This is a genomic window from Kitasatospora sp. NPDC002522, assembly GCF_053595195.1.
The window spans coordinates 118,656-132,908 of sequence record NZ_JBSFXE010000001.1 but is presented as its reverse complement, the minus strand read 5'-3'; the positions used below and the strand labels follow the sequence as shown (position 1 = coordinate 132,908).

Genomic DNA, 14,253 nt, shown 5'->3' with positions numbered 1-14,253 from the left:
AGGAGGTGCGACCGGGTTGCCCGAAAATGCGAGTAATCCGGACCGTTACCAGCGGCGATCCTACCTCCCGATTGTTGCTAGTCTGCGCCTGGCCAGGCCAGGTCCAGGAGAGTGAGAAATGCCCCGGTTCAGCGTCATCGTCCCGGTCCACGCCGTCGAGGAGTACCTGCCCGCCTGCCTGGAGTCGGTGCTCACGCAGTCCTTCCGGGACTTCGAACTGATCGCCGTCGACGACCGCTCCCCGGACGGCTGCGGCGCGCTGCTCGACGAGGCCGCCGCCCGCGACCCGCGGATCACCGTCCGCCACCTGGAGCGCAACGTCGGCCTCGGCCTCGCCCGCAACGCCGGGATCGAACTCGCCACCGGCGACTACCTGCTCTTCCTGGACAGCGACGACACCCTCACCCCCGACCTGCTGGCCGCCGCCGACGCCCGGCTGCGCGCCACCGACGACCCCGACCTGCTGGTCTACGACTACGCCCGCTCCTACTGGGACGGCCGGGTGGTCCGCTCCGCCTCCGCCCCGGTGTTCGCCAGGCCCGGCGCCGAGGTCTTCACCCTGGACGAGCGCCGCGACCTGCTCGACCTGCTGCAGGTGGTGTGGAACAAGGCCTACCGCCGCGAGTTCGTCGCCCAGCAGGGCCTGACCTTCCCCGCCGGGTACTACGAGGACACCCCGTGGACCTACCCGGCGCTGCTCGCCGCCGAGCGGATCACCCTGCTCGACAAGGTCGGCGTGCACTACCGGCAGCGCCGCGAGGGCGGCAACATCCTGGCCACCGCCTCCCGCAAGCACTTCGACGTCTTCGACCAGTACGACCGGGTCTTCGCCTTCCTGGACGCCCGCCCCGACCTGGACCGCTGGCGCCCGGTGATCTACCGGCTGATGCTCGGCCACCTGGCCACCGTGGTCGGCAAGCCCGGCCGGGTCCCGGCCGGCGACCGCCGCGAGTACTTCCGCCGCGCCGCCGACCACTGCGCCCGGCTCCGCCCCGACGGCTACCGCCCGCCGGCCGGCCCCGAGGGCGTGCGCGGCGAACTGCTCAGCCGCGGCAGCTACCTCGGCTTCCAGAGCCTGCGGGTGCTCGCCAAGGCCCGCCGCGCCGTCCGGCACTGACGGACCCTCACCCCACCCGCACGCGTCGCTCCCGGGCCCTCCACCGGCGGCGCGGTATACAGCGAGGCGTGGACTTCCTCACCAAACTGCCGGTGATCGGCCCGCTCGTCTCGTGGGTGCTGCGCAGCCGCGCGTACCGGGTGTACCTGCTGTTCACCGACGTCCAGGGCAACCGGCTGGCCGGGGCGGTCACCTTCTTCGGCTTCCTCGCCCTGTTCCCGCTGCTCACCGTGGCGCTGGCGATCGCGCTGGCCACCCTCTCCGACTCCCGGGTGCACCAGCTCCAGGACAAGATCTCCGAGCAACTGCCCGGCCTGTCCGACTCGCTCGACCTGAACGCGATGGTCGCCAACGCCGGCACCATCGGCCTGGTCAGCGGCGTGCTGCTGCTGGTCTCCGGCCTCGGCTGGGTGGACACCATGCGCGGCTCGGTGCGCGCCGCCTGGCGGCTGCCCGCGGAGGGCGGCAACCCGGTGCTGGTGAAGGCCCGCGACTGCCTGGTGCTGCTCGGCCTCGGCGTGGTCTGCCTGGCCTCGCTGGCCGCCTCCGCGGCCGCCACCACGCTGGCCCACCGGCTCGCCGACTGGCTCGACCTCGGTGGCGGGGCCGCCCGCTGGCTGCTCTCCGCGCTCGGCTTCCTGATCGCCGTCGGCGCCGACCTGCTGCTCTTCGCCTACCTGCTCGGCCCGTTCCCGCGGATCCACGGCCAGCGCCGCCGCGCCCTGCTGGCGGGCGCGCTGATCGGCGCGGTCGGCTTCGAACTGCTGAAGCTGCTGCTCTCCTCGTACCTCGGCTCGGTCGCCGGGCGCAGCCTGTACGGCGCGTTCGGCGTGCCGGTGGCGCTGCTGCTCTGGATCGACTTCGTCGCGCGGCTGTTGATGTACTGCGCGGCCTGGACGGCGCTGGCCGACCCGGAGGCCGCCCGGCAGCGCGCCGTCGAGCAGGCACGCAAAGCCCTCGAAAACGCCGAAGGATCTCCGGAGTTTCCCCCTGTCCAGCATCCGGACGAATGACTATGATCCCGGTCACAGTCGGTTGGTCGACCCCCCTGAGCCCAGCCGCACCGAGCTCTCTGGAGGTCGCGTGTCCAGCACCGACACCACCGCCGCGCCGGCGAAGCCCGCCACGCCCGACGACGTCCCCGGCTGGTTCTTCCGAGTGGACCGCGAGGTCTTCGGCTGGCTGCTGAGCCGACAGACCGGCGCCGGCGTCACCGGCGACCTGCTCGAACTCGGCGCCTACCTCGGTCGCTCCGCCATCCTGCTCGGCGACCACCTGCAGCCCGGCGAGTCGTTCACCGTCTGCGACCTGTTCGACTCGGACGCCCCGGACGACGGGAACTCCGCCGAGATGAACATGTCGTACCGCTCCACGCTCACCCGGCGCGCCTTCGAGACCAACTACCTGGCGTTCCACCCCGAACTGCCGACCATCGTCCAGGCCCCGACCTCGGTCCTCGCCGACGGCCGGATCCGCACCGGCAGCTGCCGCTTCGTCCACGTCGACGCCTCGCACCTGTACGAGCACGTGGCCGGCGACATCCTGGTCGCCCGGGACGCACTGGCCAAGGACGGCATCGTCGCCCTCGACGACTACCGCGCCCCGCACACCCCCGGAGTGGCCGCCGCGGTCTGGGAGGCGGTCTTCACCCTCGGCCTGCGGCCGGTGCTGCTCACCCCGGAGAAGTTCTACGGAACCTGGGGCGACCCGGACGCCGTCCGCGACGACCTGCTCGCCCGGGACTGGCGCGGCGACGGCTTCCGGATCGACGAGGAACAGCTCGCCGGGCAGCGCTGCCACCGCCTCGCCTACGACGAGCCGTCCCCCGCCGCCCACCGCTCCACCGCCCGCCGGGTCGCCCTCGACGTCCTCCCGCCGATCGCCGCCCGGGCCGCCCGCAAGGCGCTGCGCGCGGCCCGCAACCGCAAGCCTGCCTGACGGCCCGTCGCCCCCCCCGGGCCTGACCTGCCGTCAGGCCCCGCGGCGGGCCGCCCGGCGGCGCAGCGCACGCAGCCGCAGCAGCCCCGCGCCCGCGACCGCCGCGCACACCGCGACGGCCCACCAGGTGGCCATGTCCGGGCCGTCGCTCGCCGCGGCGTGCGCGGCACGGGCCGGGCCGGCGGGCGGCTGCGCCGCGCCGTTCGGCTGCGCCGCGCTGCTCGGCGGGCCCGCGGCGGGCTGCGGGGCCGGGCTCGGCGAGGACTCGGCCGCCGGAGCCACGGGAACGCCCCGGTCCTCGGCGAGGGTCCCGACGGGGGTGACCTTGTCGGCCGCGGCGAAGCCCCAGTCCAGCAGCGCCGCGGTCTCGTCGTACACCTTCGGGTTGGTGACGGTGTGCATCACCGTCACCAGCAGGGTGCGGCCGCCGCGTTCGGCGGCGCCGGTGAAGGTCGCCCCGGCATTGGTGGTGTAGCCGTTCTTCACCCCGATCAGGCCCGGGTAGGTGCCGAGCAGGCGGTCGGTGTTGGCGATCCCGAAGCTGCCGCGCTGCCCGGTCGTCTTGTCCACCGCACCGGGGAACTGCGCCGAGCGGGTCCCGCAGTACGCCCGGAAGTCGGCGTTCTTCAGCCCGGCCCGGGCGAACAGCGTCAGGTCGTACGCCGAGGAGAGCTGCCCGTCCATGTCGTAGCCGTCCGGGGTGACCACATGGGTGTCGCGGGCCTGCAGCGCCTCGGCGCGGGCCTGCATCTCGGCGACGGTCGGCTCGACGCCGCCGTTCATGTGGGCGAGGACGTGCACGGCGTCGTTGCCGGAGCTCAGGAACACCCCGCGCCACAGGTCCTCGACCTTGTAGTCGAGGTCCTCCTTGATGCCGACCAGGCTGCTGCCCGCGCCCATGCCCATCAGCTCGGCGGGCGCCACCCGGTGCACCGTCGCGGCCGGGAACTTCGGCAGCACGGTGACCGCGAACAGCATCTTCAGCGTGGAGGCGGGCGGCAGTTGGCTGTGCGGGTTGAACGAGGCCAGCACCTCGCCGCTGCCGGCGTCGGCGACCATCCAGGACTTGCCGGTCAGACCGGTGGGCAGCGGCGGCGCCCCGGGCAGCGGAGACACCTGCACCCCCGCCATGCCCAGCCGCTCGCCGCCCACGACCGCGGGCGGAGGGGCGTCCGCGCCGTCGGCGCGGGCGGCGGGTGCGCCGAGCGACACCACCAGGACAGCGGCGGCCGAACCGTGGACCAGTCGGCGGATTATCTGCATACCGGAACGGTCCCCAGCCGCCGCCCGCCCTTCCCGGACCCCGCCCGCCGACGCCACGAACGAGTACCCCCGGCTGCTCCGTTCGGCGCTCCCCGCATACTGGACGGGCATCCCGTCTGCCGCGAAGGACCCGTCATGAAGCTCAGCCGCCCGGTCTCCTGGTTCCTCACCGCCTTCGGCGTCTGGTCGGTCTTCATCTGGACCACCTTCGTCAAGAACCTGTGGAAGGACTCCGGCGGCCAGGCCTTCGTGAACGGCGACCACGGCCAGCCCACCGCCTTCTTCTGGGTCCACCTGCTGCTCGCCGTCACCTCCCTCGCCCTCGGCCTCGCCATCGGCTGGATCGGCGTCCGCGGGCTGCGCGCCCTCAAGCGCGCCGCCGTCGCGCAGCCCACCGAATAGCCCCGCGAACAGCCCCGCCGAACAGCGCTCCCGGATCTGACGTGAACACTCTGTCGGTGGCCGGATCCTGCTGCTAGCCTGCCCGGCACGAGTTCCGGGCGGCGGCGGGCGAGGGGCTTGTCGCCGGGCCCGGGGAGCAGGGGACTTGGGGAGGCTCGCGATGAGCACCAGTGCCACCCTCGACCACGCCAGGCCGGAGTGGGGCGTGCGGCAGGAACGGGAACGGCGGCACCGGCGCGCCAAGTCCCGGCTACGACTGCCCTTCGCGGTCGCCGCGGCCAGCGAGGCCGTGCTGCTGTTGTGGTGGCTGGCCGCGTACCCGGCGTTCACCGCGGGCGACCCGGACGGCTCGGCGCCGCTGTACGCGGCGGCCGTCCGCTGGACGACCCGGCTCACCGGCACCACCGGCACGATCACCCTGCTGCAGACCTTCGCGGTGGCCTTCGCCCTCGGCTACCTGACCGCCGCACTCGCCCGCTTCGGAGTCCGCGGACGCTACACCGGACCGGTCGCCCTGGCACTCGCCGCACTGCCGCCGACCGGCGGCTTCGTCGTCTCGCTCACCCCCCAGGTCGCGTACACCGCAGGCGTCCTGATGCTCAGTGGGGTCGGCCTGCGGCTGCTCGTCCGCCGCAGCGAAGGCACCCTGCACCGCGGCGGCCCCGCCCAGCGACTCGACCTCGCCGCGCTCTTCGCGGCCGTCCTCGTACTCGCCCTCACCGGCACCCGCGGAGCCGGCACCGCGCTGGTCGCCGTCGCCGTGCTGCTGCTCTTCCTGCCCCGGGTACGGGCCCGGCTCGCCCTGCTCACCGCCGTCGCCCTGGCCGTGCCGATCGCCCTAGGCCTGTTCGGACACCCCGCCAGCCACGCCGGCGACCTCCACACCCTGCGCGCCGCCGACCTGGCACTCGCCTACCACCGCGACCCCACCCAGTTCACCCCGGCGCAGCGCACCGTGCTCGCCGCCGTCGCCCCGCTCACCGCCTGGGACGCGGCCGGCGCCGACTGCTCCTCCACAGCGGCGCTCACCGCCCGCTGGGGCGAGGCCGCCGCGGCCCGGCGCGGCCCGCAACTCGCCGAGATCTGGCAGCAGTTGCTCCGCGACCACCCCGACCGGGTGTTGGACGCCCGGCTCTGCCGCGGACGCCTCGCCTGGGGCGTGTGGGCCGGCACCGCCGACCAGCACGCCGAGACCCTGGTCGCCCCCGCCGACCCCGACTCCCGCGGCCTGTTCGCCCCGCTGCACTCCGTCGCCACCTGGAGCACCACCCTGCTGCGCGCCCCGCAGCTCGACTGGATCCTCTGGCGCGGCGCCCTCTGGGCCTACCTCGGCCTGGCCGCCGCCGTCCTCTACGCCTGGCGGCACCGGCTCGCCGCGATCGTCCCGGTAGCCGGCGCGGCGCTCCTCGGCGTCCAACTCGCCCTCACCGCCTCGGCCGCGAACCAGGACTACCGCACGATGGCCCCGGCGCTCTTCCTCGGCCCACTCCTCCTGACCCTCGCAACGGTCAGGTCGGGAGGACCGAACCAGGGGCTCGGGGAACTGCGAGGCGAGTGACTCGCGGTCTCGGGCTGGCTGTGCGTCATGGAGACCTCTGAGCGCCCAGATCTCGCAGCGCCCTCGAACCCTCGCCGCCACGCACTCCCGCCGTTCCCCGGGCCCCTTGTGAGCTTCGCTCACCCGGGCCCCTGAAGACCCGAAAGGCCCGCCCCGGAGTTGAACTCCAGGACGGGCCTTTCGGTGTGGCGGAGCCTAGAAGCGGCGGGTGACCAGCGCCCGCTTGACTTCCTGGATCGCCTTGGTGACCTCGATGCCGCGGGGGCAGGCCTCGGAGCAGTTGAAGGTGGTGCGGCAGCGCCACACGCCCTCGCGGTCGTTGAGGACCTCGAGGCGCTGCTCGGCGCCCTCGTCGCGCGAGTCGAAGATGAAGCGGTGCGCGTTGACGATGGCCGCCGGGCCGAAGTACTGGCCGTCGTTCCAGAACACCGGGCACGAGGAGGTGCACGCGGCGCACAGGATGCACTTGGTGGTGTCGTCGAAGCGCTCGCGGTCGGCCTGCGACTGCAGGCGCTCGCGGGTCGGCTCGTTCCCGTTGGTGATCAGGAACGGCATGACGTCCTTGTACGCCTGGAAGAACGGGTCCATGTCCACGATCAGGTCCTTGAGGACCGCGAGGCCCTTGATGGCCTCGATCGTGATCGGCTTCTCCGGGTTGACGTCCTTGATCAGGGTCTTGCACGCCAGCCGGTTGCGGCCGTTGATCCGCATGGCGTCCGAACCGCAGATGCCGTGCGCGCAGGAGCGGCGGTACGTGAGCGTGCCGTCCTGCTCCCACTTGATCTTGTTGAGCGCGTCCAGGACGCGCTCCTTCGGGTCCATCAGGAGCTGGTAGTCCACCCACACCGGGTCCGGGTGCTCCTCCGGGTTGAACCGGCGGATCCGGAAGGTGACGTTGATCAGCTGAACGCTGGCCGACTCTGCCGCGTCCAGCGCGGCCGAGTGCGTCTCGACGGTCGGAGTGGACATCAGTACTTACGCTCCATCGGCTGGTAGCGGGTCTGCACGACCGGCTTGTAGTCGAGGCGGATCGAGGTGGAACCGTCCTCGGCCACCTCGCGGTACGCCATGGTGTGCTGCATGAACTTCACGTCGTCGCGGGTCGGGAAGTCCTCGCGGTAGTGACCGCCTCGGGACTCCTCGCGGGCGAGCGCCGAGACGACCAGCACCTCGGCCAGGTCGAGCAGGTTGCCCAGCTCGATGGCCTCCAGCAGGTCGGTGTTGTAGCGCGAACCCTTGTCCTGGATCGAGACGTTCTTGAAGCGCTCCTTGAGCGCCGCCACGTCCTCCACGGCCTGCTGCAGGGTCTTGCCGGTGCGGTAGACGGACGCGTTGGCGTCCATCGACTCCTGCAGCTCCAGGCGGATCTTGGCGACCGACTCGGTGCCGGTGGACTCCCGCAGGCCCTCCACCAGCGCCTCGACCACCGCGCCCGGGTTCTCCGGCAGCTCGACGAAGTCGTGCTTGTCGGCGTACGCGGCGGCGGCGATGCCCGCGCGGCGGCCGAACACGTTGATGTCCAGCAGCGAGTTGGTGCCCAGGCGGTTGGCGCCGTGCACCGACACGCACGCGACCTCGCCCGCGGCGTACAGGCCCGGGACGACGTCGGTGTTGTTGCTCAGGACCTCACCCTCGACGTTGGTCGGGATGCCGCCCATCGCGTAGTGCGCGGTGGGCTGGATCGGGATCGGGTCCGTGTAGGGCTCGATGCCGAGGTAGGTCCGGGCGAACTCGGTGATGTCGGGCAGCTTGGCGTCCAGCTGCTCCGGCGGAAGGTGCGTCAGGTCCAGGTAGACGTGGTCGCCGTCGGGGCCGCAGCCGCGGCCGGCCCGGATCTCCGAGTAGATCGCGCGGGAGCACACGTCACGGGACGCCAGGTCCTTCATGACGGGGGCGTAGCGCTCCATGAAGCGCTCGCCGTCCTTGTTGCGCAGGATGCCGCCCTCGCCGCGGGCGCCCTCGGTGAGCAGGATGCCCATCCGCCAGATGCCCGTCGGGTGGAACTGGAAGAACTCCATGTCCTCCAGCGGCAGGCCCCGGCGCAGCGCCACGGCCTGGCCGTCACCGGTCAGGGTGTGCGCGTTCGAGGTGACCTTGAACATCTTGCCGGTGCCGCCGGAGGCGAACACCACGGCCTTGGCCTGGAAGACGTGGATCTCGCCGGTGGCGAGCTCGTAGGCCACCACACCGGCGGTCTTGCCCTCGTTGATCAGCAGGTCGAGGACGTAGAACTCGTTGAAGAACTCCACACCGTGCTTGACGCAGTTCTGGAACAGCGTCTGCAGGATCATGTGGCCGGTGCGGTCCGCGGCGTAGCAGGACCGGCGGACCGGGGCCTCGCCGTGGTTGCGGGAGTGGCCGCCGAAGCGGCGCTGGTCGATCCGGCCCTGGTCGGTGCGGGAGAAGGGCAGGCCCATCTTCTCGAGGTCGAGGACCGCGTCGATGGCCTCCTTGCACATGATCTCGGCGGCGTCCTGGTCGACCAGGTAGTCACCACCCTTGACCGTGTCGAAGGTGTGCCACTCCCAGTTGTCCTCCTCGACGTTGGCGAGGGCGGCGCACATGCCGCCCTGCGCCGCGCCGGTGTGGGACCGGGTCGGGTAGAGCTTGGTCAGGACGGCGGTGCGGCTGCGCTGCGTCGACTCGATGGCCGCGCGCATGCCGGCGCCGCCGGCGCCGACGATGACGGTGTCGTACTGGTGAATCTGCATGGGGGTCAGTCGCCTCTGGTGGCTCGTCAGATGTTCGGGTCGAAGGTGAAGATCACCAGGGTGCCGAGCAGGACCGTGAACACGGTCGCGGCGCCCAGGAGACCCTTCAGCCACAGACGAGTGGCGTCCTTCTCCGCGTAGTCGTTGATGACGGTGCGCATGCCGTTCGCGCCGTGCAGCATCGCCAGCCACAGCATCAGCAGGTCCCAGCCCTGCCAGAACGGGGACGCCCAGCGGCCCGCCACGAAGGCGAAGCTGACCTTGGTGATGCCGCCGTCGAGCATCAGGTTGATCAGCAGGTGGCCGAGGACCAGCACCACCAGGACGACACCCGACAGGCGCATGAACAGCCAGGCGAGCATCTCGAAGTTGGTGCGGGTGCGGCGCGGCGTCCGCTTGGTGCGGGTCCGGGCCGGCTCCACGACGAAGGCGTCGGCCGGGTTACCGGTGCCGAGGCCCTTGCCGGTGTGGGCCTGGAGCGAGGGGACCACCAGGTCATTGGTGTCGGTCGACATCAGGATCAGCCCCCGAACCAGGTGCGAAGGGTGTGCTGCAGCACGGGGTAGAAGGCGCCGCCCATCAGGACGACCCAGACGCCGACCACGGTCCAGAGCATCTGCTTCTGGTACTTCGGACCCTTGGCCCAGAAGTCGACCGCCACGACCCGCAGGCCGTTCAACGCGTGGAACAGGATGGCGGCCGTCAGGCCGTACTCCATCAGGTTCACCAGCGGGTTCTTGTAGGTGGCGATGACCGAGTCGTAGGCCTCGGGCGACACCCGCACCAGGGCGGTGTCAAGGACATGTGCGAACAGGAAGAAGAAGATCAGGACGCCGGTGACTCGGTGAGCCACCCAGCTCCACATGCCTTCCCGGCCGCGGTACAGCGTTCCAGCCGGCACGGAAAACCCTCCGGAAGCGATTGGGGGCTCGGCCGGCTTCGGTGTCGGTCAGCCCGGCCGGGTACGGTCCACCGGCCGCGAGCATCCTATCGACGCCGCGTCCGCTCCAGCCGCCGGGGGCCCCTGGTGTGATCAATCAGGCACGCACGGCCTAACGAAATCGGGAACAGTGACGCTGCGTCACTCCTTCGCCACGCTACGGTGTCGTCCCGCCGCACCCGGACCGACGCCCAGAAGAGAGACCCGCCGTGCGCCCCCAGCCCCTGCTCACCGGCCTCGCCGCCCTCACCCTCGCGGCCGCCTGCACCCGGACCGCCGCCCCGCCGTCCGCCGACCACGCGTCGCCGAGCGCGAGCGCCGGTTACGACGCGCCGAGCCTGCGCGAGCTCGCCGTCACCGACGCCGACCTCGGCCCCGGCTGGCACGTCACCGTGATGCAGCCCGGCCAGGGCGACATCACCAGCCCCCCGCAGACCGCCGACGCACCCGCCTGCCAGCCCGTGCTGGACGCGCTCGCCCCCGCGAAGGGCTCCGCCGGCCCGCTCGCCGAAGCCGACCTCGACATCGCCCGCACCGCGGACGACCGGGCCTCCCTCTACACCGCGATCCTGGCCTTCCGGCCCGGCCGCGCCGCGGTCGTCCACACCGAGCTCGACCAGGTCCTCATCCGCTGCCGCGTCTTCACCTCCGGCGCCGGCCGCCACGTCATCACCCGCCTCGACACGCCCACCCCCGAAGGAGCCGACGCCGCCACCGCGTTCACCCTCACGAATGAAACCGGCGGCGCGACCCTCACCCAACGCGCCCTCCTGACCCGCACCGGCGACATCCTCACCGTCTTCACCACCCTCGACACCACCGGCCACGAGCCTGCGGCGCCGGACGCGGAGGTGATCAAAAGGCAATTGGGCAAGTTGCAACCACCCAGGGGCCCGGGGAGCGGCGGCGGTGCGGGGCGGTAGGGCGACGGGGCGCTGCAAGGTCCGGGCGCATGGAGGTCTCCAAGGCCACCAGCCGTACTGAGACCCTCCGCCACTCGCCTCGCAGTTCCGCCCCCAGCCCCAAGGGGGGCCGGGAGGTACCCCCAGAGCCCCCGAAGGATTCACCCGTGCATGGCCACCAGGTGTTCGAGTCGGATCAGCGCGATTCGCCTCAACTCCTCCGCGGAGATGAGGCGTTCCTCGTCGGGGTCGTTGGCGAGGCGGGTGCGGATGGAGGTCAGGACGGCGTCGAGCATCTCCTCGGGGTCGACGCCGTCGAGGCAGACCACGAAGACGTGGCCGAACCGCGCCTCGTACGCGGCGTGGGCGGCCCGCAGCGCGGTGTGCGCGGCCTGGCTTCCCGGTGCGCGCATGCCGAGCAGGGGCTGGGGCATCCAGCTCTCGTCGGCGAGGGCCTCGGCGAGGTCCGCGGGGCGCAGGTCGTAACTGGCTTCGCTGGCGGCGGCGAGCAGGGACGCTATGTCGGGATAGGGCCGGTGGGCGGTGAGGCGGAGGGCCCACCGGTGGCTGCCGCAGCAGGCGAGCAGGGCTTCCTCTGCGGCTCCGGTGTCGGCTTCGTTGAATCGGTGAAGCCCCAGCAGGGACGGTTCCGTCCGCGCGTCGAGTCGCTGCGGCGGGATGTCGCTGGCCAGCGGATCCTCCTCGTGAGGGCAGGAAGGGGAGTGCTCCAGAGACGAAAGGTAGGGGGATGAGTGGGGGCGACGAAGATGCCCGGCAACGTCGACACAGGCCGACGGGGCAGCGCCTCCACGGTAGTTGAGCGCTCATCAGTTGGGGAGGCGGCGGGCCGAATTCACTCGATCGAGCTATCAAGTTGTGACCCGCCGCCCTCGACGTTCATCGGCAGCCGATCAACTGACCCGATACACCTTGTGGTTGGCGGCCTGGGCGCGCGGCCGGACGACCAGCAGGTCGATGTTGACGTGCGCGGGTCGGGTGACCGCCCAGGAGACGGTGTCGGCGATGTCCTCGGAGGTGAGCGGGTCCGGGACGCCGGCGTAGACCGCGGCCGCCTTGGCCTGGTCGCCGCGGAAGCGGGTGAGCGCGAAGCCCTCGGACTGCACCATGCCGGGCGCGATCTCGATGATCCGGATCGGCTCGCCCACGAGTTCGAGGCGCAGCGTCTGGGCGAGCGAGTGCACCGCGTGCTTGGCGGCCACGTAGCCGCCTCCGCCCTCGTACGCGGCGAGCGCCGCGGTGGAGGACATGATCAGTACGGTGCCGTCGCCGGTGGCGCGCAGCGCGGGCAGCAGGGCCTGGGTCAGGTGCAGCACGCCGAGCACGTTCACCTCGAACATGGTGCGCCAGTCCTCGGGGTCGCCGTTCTCCACGGTGTCCGCGCCGAGGGCGCCGCCCGCGTTGTTCACCAGCACGTCGACCCGGCCGACCCCGGCGGCGAAGGCGTCCACCGCGGCCCGGTCGGTGACGTCCAAAGTGTGCGCCCGGCCGCCGATCTCCTTCGCCAGCTGTTCGATCCGCTCGGTGCGCCGTGCGGTCAGCACCACCTCGAAGCCGTCCGCCGCCAGCCGGCGGGCGGTCGCCGCGCCGATGCCGCTGCTGGCGCCGGTGACCACGGCCACCTTCTGCTCCGTCATGTCCACTCCTCGTGTGTCCGGTCGATGGACCGATCATCCCAAGGGGCGGTCGATGCGTGTTGTGAGCAAGCTCCCAGGCGTCGCATCTGTTTGCCTTCAGCGGGCGCGACTACATTGCGTATCCAGCTGACCCGTTAATCAGCACTAACTTCCCATTCCCCCCGCGGAGGACATCCATGGCAGCCGAGCCCCGCCGCACCGAGTCGGGCCTGCCGATCGCGCCGGTGTACGGTCCCGAGACCCTGGCGGACTTCGACGCCGCGAGCCGGCTCGGCGCTCCCGGGCAGTACCCGTTCACCCGCGGCGTCTACCCGACCATGTACACCGGCAAGCCGTGGACCATGCGCCAGTACGCGGGCTTCGGCACCGCCGCGGAGTCCAACGCCCGCTACAAGCAGCTGATCGCCAACGGCACCATGGGCCTGTCGGTCGCCTTCGACCTGCCCACCCAGATGGGCTACGACTCGGACGCGGCGATCTCGCACGGCGAGGTCGGCAAGGTCGGCGTGGCGATCGACAGCGTCGAGGACATGAGCGTGCTGTTCGGCGGCATCCCGCTCGGCGAGGTCTCCACCTCAATGACCATCAACGCGCCCGGCTCGCTGCTGCTGCTGCTCTACCAGTTGGTCGGCGAGGCCCAGGGCGTGCCGTCGAACAAGCTGACCGGCACCATCCAGAACGACGTGCTCAAGGAGTACATCGCCCGCGGCACGTACATCTTCCCGCCGAAGCCGAGCCTGCGGCTGATCGCCGACATCTTCCAGTACTGCCGGGCCGAGATCCCGAAGTGGAACACCATCTCCATCTCCGGCTACCACATGGCCGAGGCCGGGGCGAACCCCGCGCAGGAGATCGCCTTCACCCTCGCCAACGGCATCGAGTACGTGCGCACCGCGGTCGCCGCCGGGATGGACGTGGACGACTTCGCGCCGCGGCTCTCCTTCTTCTTCGTCTCCCGCACCACGCTGCTGGAGGAGGTCGCCAAGTTCCGTGCCGCGCGCCGGATCTGGGCCCGCGTCATGAAGGAGGAGTTCGGCGCGAAGAACCCCAAGTCGCAGATGCTGCGCTTCCACACCCAGACCGCGGGCGTCCAGCTGACCGCCCAGCAGCCCGAGGTCAACCTGGTGCGCGTCTCGGTGCAGGCGCTCGCCGCAGTGCTCGGCGGCACGCAGTCGCTGCACACCAACTCCTTCGACGAGGCGATCGCGCTCCCCACCGAGAAGTCCGCCCGGCTCGCGCTGCGCACCCAGCAGGTGATCGCCTTCGAGACCGACATCACCGCCACCGTCGACCCGTTCGCGGGCTCCTACGTGGTCGAGGCGATGACCGACGAACTCGAGGCCGCCGCACTGGAGTTGATGACCAAGGTGGAGGACCTGGGCGGCGCCGTCGCGGCGATCGAGCAGGGCTACCAGAAGGGCGAGATCGAGCGCACCGCCTACCGCATCCAGCAGGAGCAGGACTCCGGCGCGCGCACCGTGGTCGGCGTCAACCGCTTCCAGCTGGACGCCGAGGAGCCGTACGAGCCGCTGCGGGTCGACCCGGCGATCGAGTCCCAGCAGGCCGAGCGCCTCGCCCGGCTGCGCGCCGACCGCGACTCCTCCGCGGTGGACCGCGCGCTGACCGAGCTCCGCAAGGCCGCCGAGGGCTCCGACAACGTCCTCTACCCGATGAAGGACGCCCTGGCCGCCCGGGCCACCGTCGGCGAGGTCTGCGACGCCCTGCGCGGCGTGTGGGGCACCTACGTTCCGGTCGACCGGTTCTGAC

14 protein-coding genes are annotated in these 14,253 nt (G+C 71.7%); 7 read left to right on the top strand and 7 right to left on the bottom strand.

The features are described from left to right. Positions 1-118 precede the first annotated feature (118 nt). The 3 genes from ACWD4U_RS00600 (at position 119) to ACWD4U_RS00590 (ending at position 3,055) form a co-directional block, all read left to right on the top strand. The gene (locus ACWD4U_RS00600) at positions 119-1,117 is read left to right on the top strand and encodes a glycosyltransferase family 2 protein (RefSeq protein WP_363457249.1); all 999 of its coding nucleotides are present in this window, start codon (positions 119-121) and stop codon (positions 1,115-1,117) included. Positions 1,118-1,185: 68 nt separating this feature from the next. Further along, positions 1,186-2,130: a YihY/virulence factor BrkB family protein gene (locus ACWD4U_RS00595; protein ID WP_363457252.1), complete on the top strand. Its 945-nt coding sequence runs from the start codon at positions 1,186-1,188 to the stop codon at positions 2,128-2,130. Between the two features lie 70 nt (positions 2,131-2,200). Further along, entirely contained in the window at positions 2,201-3,055 is an 855-nt protein-coding gene (locus tag ACWD4U_RS00590) for a class I SAM-dependent methyltransferase (RefSeq protein WP_363457255.1), read from the top strand. A 33-nt stretch (positions 3,056-3,088) separates the two neighbouring features. Here ACWD4U_RS00590 and ACWD4U_RS00585 read toward each other — a convergent pair whose 3' ends face one another. Next, complete coding sequence (locus ACWD4U_RS00585) at positions 3,089-4,318, bottom strand: D-alanyl-D-alanine carboxypeptidase family protein (protein WP_363457258.1); 1,230 nt, start codon at positions 4,316-4,318, stop codon at positions 3,089-3,091. Positions 4,319-4,453: 135 nt separating this feature from the next. On the opposite strand from ACWD4U_RS00585, the gene ACWD4U_RS00580 reads away from it, so the two are divergent. Both ACWD4U_RS00580 and ACWD4U_RS00575 read left to right on the top strand, forming a co-directional pair. Then, positions 4,454-4,720, top strand: a complete 267-nt coding sequence (locus tag ACWD4U_RS00580) for an SCO4848 family membrane protein (RefSeq protein ID WP_363457260.1) — start codon at positions 4,454-4,456, stop codon at positions 4,718-4,720. Between the two features lie 160 nt (positions 4,721-4,880). Continuing rightward, complete coding sequence (locus tag ACWD4U_RS00575; RefSeq protein WP_363457262.1) at positions 4,881-6,278, top strand: hypothetical protein; 1,398 nt, start codon at positions 4,881-4,883, stop codon at positions 6,276-6,278. A 195-nt stretch (positions 6,279-6,473) separates the two neighbouring features. Here ACWD4U_RS00575 and ACWD4U_RS00570 read toward each other — a convergent pair whose 3' ends face one another. Genes ACWD4U_RS00570 through sdhC form a run of 4 tightly spaced genes read right to left on the bottom strand, consistent with a single transcriptional unit; the run spans position 6,474 to position 9,890 of the window. Next, the gene (locus ACWD4U_RS00570) at positions 6,474-7,247 is read right to left on the bottom strand and encodes a succinate dehydrogenase iron-sulfur subunit (protein ID WP_363457265.1); all 774 of its coding nucleotides are present in this window, start codon (positions 7,245-7,247) and stop codon (positions 6,474-6,476) included. Continuing rightward, positions 7,247-8,989 (bottom strand): succinate dehydrogenase flavoprotein subunit, encoded by a 1,743-nt coding sequence (sdhA, locus tag ACWD4U_RS00565; RefSeq protein ID WP_363457268.1) that lies wholly within the window; start codon positions 8,987-8,989, stop codon positions 7,247-7,249. Before sdhA ends, ACWD4U_RS00570 begins: the two co-directional genes overlap by 1 nt. Positions 8,990-9,015: 26 nt before the next feature. After that, complete coding sequence (locus ACWD4U_RS00560) at positions 9,016-9,504, bottom strand: succinate dehydrogenase hydrophobic membrane anchor subunit (protein ID WP_363457271.1); 489 nt, start codon at positions 9,502-9,504, stop codon at positions 9,016-9,018. 5 nt (positions 9,505-9,509) lie between these two features. Then, positions 9,510-9,890, bottom strand: a complete 381-nt coding sequence (gene sdhC / locus ACWD4U_RS00555) for a succinate dehydrogenase, cytochrome b556 subunit (RefSeq protein WP_363457273.1) — start codon at positions 9,888-9,890, stop codon at positions 9,510-9,512. Positions 9,891-10,138: 248 nt separating this feature from the next. Between sdhC and ACWD4U_RS00550 the strand changes: the two genes are divergently transcribed. After that, positions 10,139-10,852, top strand: coding sequence for a hypothetical protein (locus tag ACWD4U_RS00550; protein WP_363457276.1), 714 nt, complete (start codon positions 10,139-10,141; stop codon positions 10,850-10,852). 140 nt (positions 10,853-10,992) lie between these two features. On the opposite strand, the gene ACWD4U_RS00545 is transcribed toward ACWD4U_RS00550, so the two are convergent. Then, positions 10,993-11,523 (bottom strand): 2-oxo-4-hydroxy-4-carboxy-5-ureidoimidazoline decarboxylase, encoded by a 531-nt coding sequence (locus ACWD4U_RS00545; protein ID WP_449787067.1) that lies wholly within the window; start codon positions 11,521-11,523, stop codon positions 10,993-10,995. Positions 11,524-11,742: 219 nt separating this feature from the next. Next, on the bottom strand, positions 11,743-12,486 hold the full coding sequence (locus ACWD4U_RS00540; protein WP_363457278.1) for an SDR family oxidoreductase: 744 nt from the start codon (positions 12,484-12,486) through the stop codon (positions 11,743-11,745). A 176-nt stretch (positions 12,487-12,662) separates the two neighbouring features. On the opposite strand from ACWD4U_RS00540, the gene ACWD4U_RS00535 reads away from it, so the two are divergent. Continuing rightward, the gene (locus tag ACWD4U_RS00535) at positions 12,663-14,252 is read left to right on the top strand and encodes an acyl-CoA mutase large subunit family protein (protein WP_363457281.1); all 1,590 of its coding nucleotides are present in this window, start codon (positions 12,663-12,665) and stop codon (positions 14,250-14,252) included. Position 14,253 lies beyond the last annotated feature (1 nt).

Coding starts and splice junctions, on each gene's coding strand:
- ACWD4U_RS00600 (WP_363457249.1), top strand. CDS start 119: ATGCCCCGGTTCAGCGTCATCGTCCCGGTCCACGCCGTCGAGGAGTAC.
- ACWD4U_RS00585 (WP_363457258.1), bottom strand. CDS start 4,318: ATGCAGATAATCCGCCGACTGGTCCACGGTTCGGCCGCCGCTGTCCTG.
- ACWD4U_RS00580 (WP_363457260.1), top strand. CDS start 4,454: ATGAAGCTCAGCCGCCCGGTCTCCTGGTTCCTCACCGCCTTCGGCGTC.
- ACWD4U_RS00575 (WP_363457262.1), top strand. CDS start 4,881: ATGAGCACCAGTGCCACCCTCGACCACGCCAGGCCGGAGTGGGGCGTG.
- ACWD4U_RS00570 (WP_363457265.1), bottom strand. CDS start 7,247: ATGTCCACTCCGACCGTCGAGACGCACTCGGCCGCGCTGGACGCGGCA.
- sdhA (WP_363457268.1), bottom strand. CDS start 8,989: ATGCAGATTCACCAGTACGACACCGTCATCGTCGGCGCCGGCGGCGCC.
- ACWD4U_RS00560 (WP_363457271.1), bottom strand. CDS start 9,504: ATGTCGACCGACACCAATGACCTGGTGGTCCCCTCGCTCCAGGCCCAC.
- ACWD4U_RS00540 (WP_363457278.1), bottom strand. CDS start 12,486: ATGACGGAGCAGAAGGTGGCCGTGGTCACCGGCGCCAGCAGCGGCATC.
- ACWD4U_RS00535 (WP_363457281.1), top strand. CDS start 12,663: ATGGCAGCCGAGCCCCGCCGCACCGAGTCGGGCCTGCCGATCGCGCCG.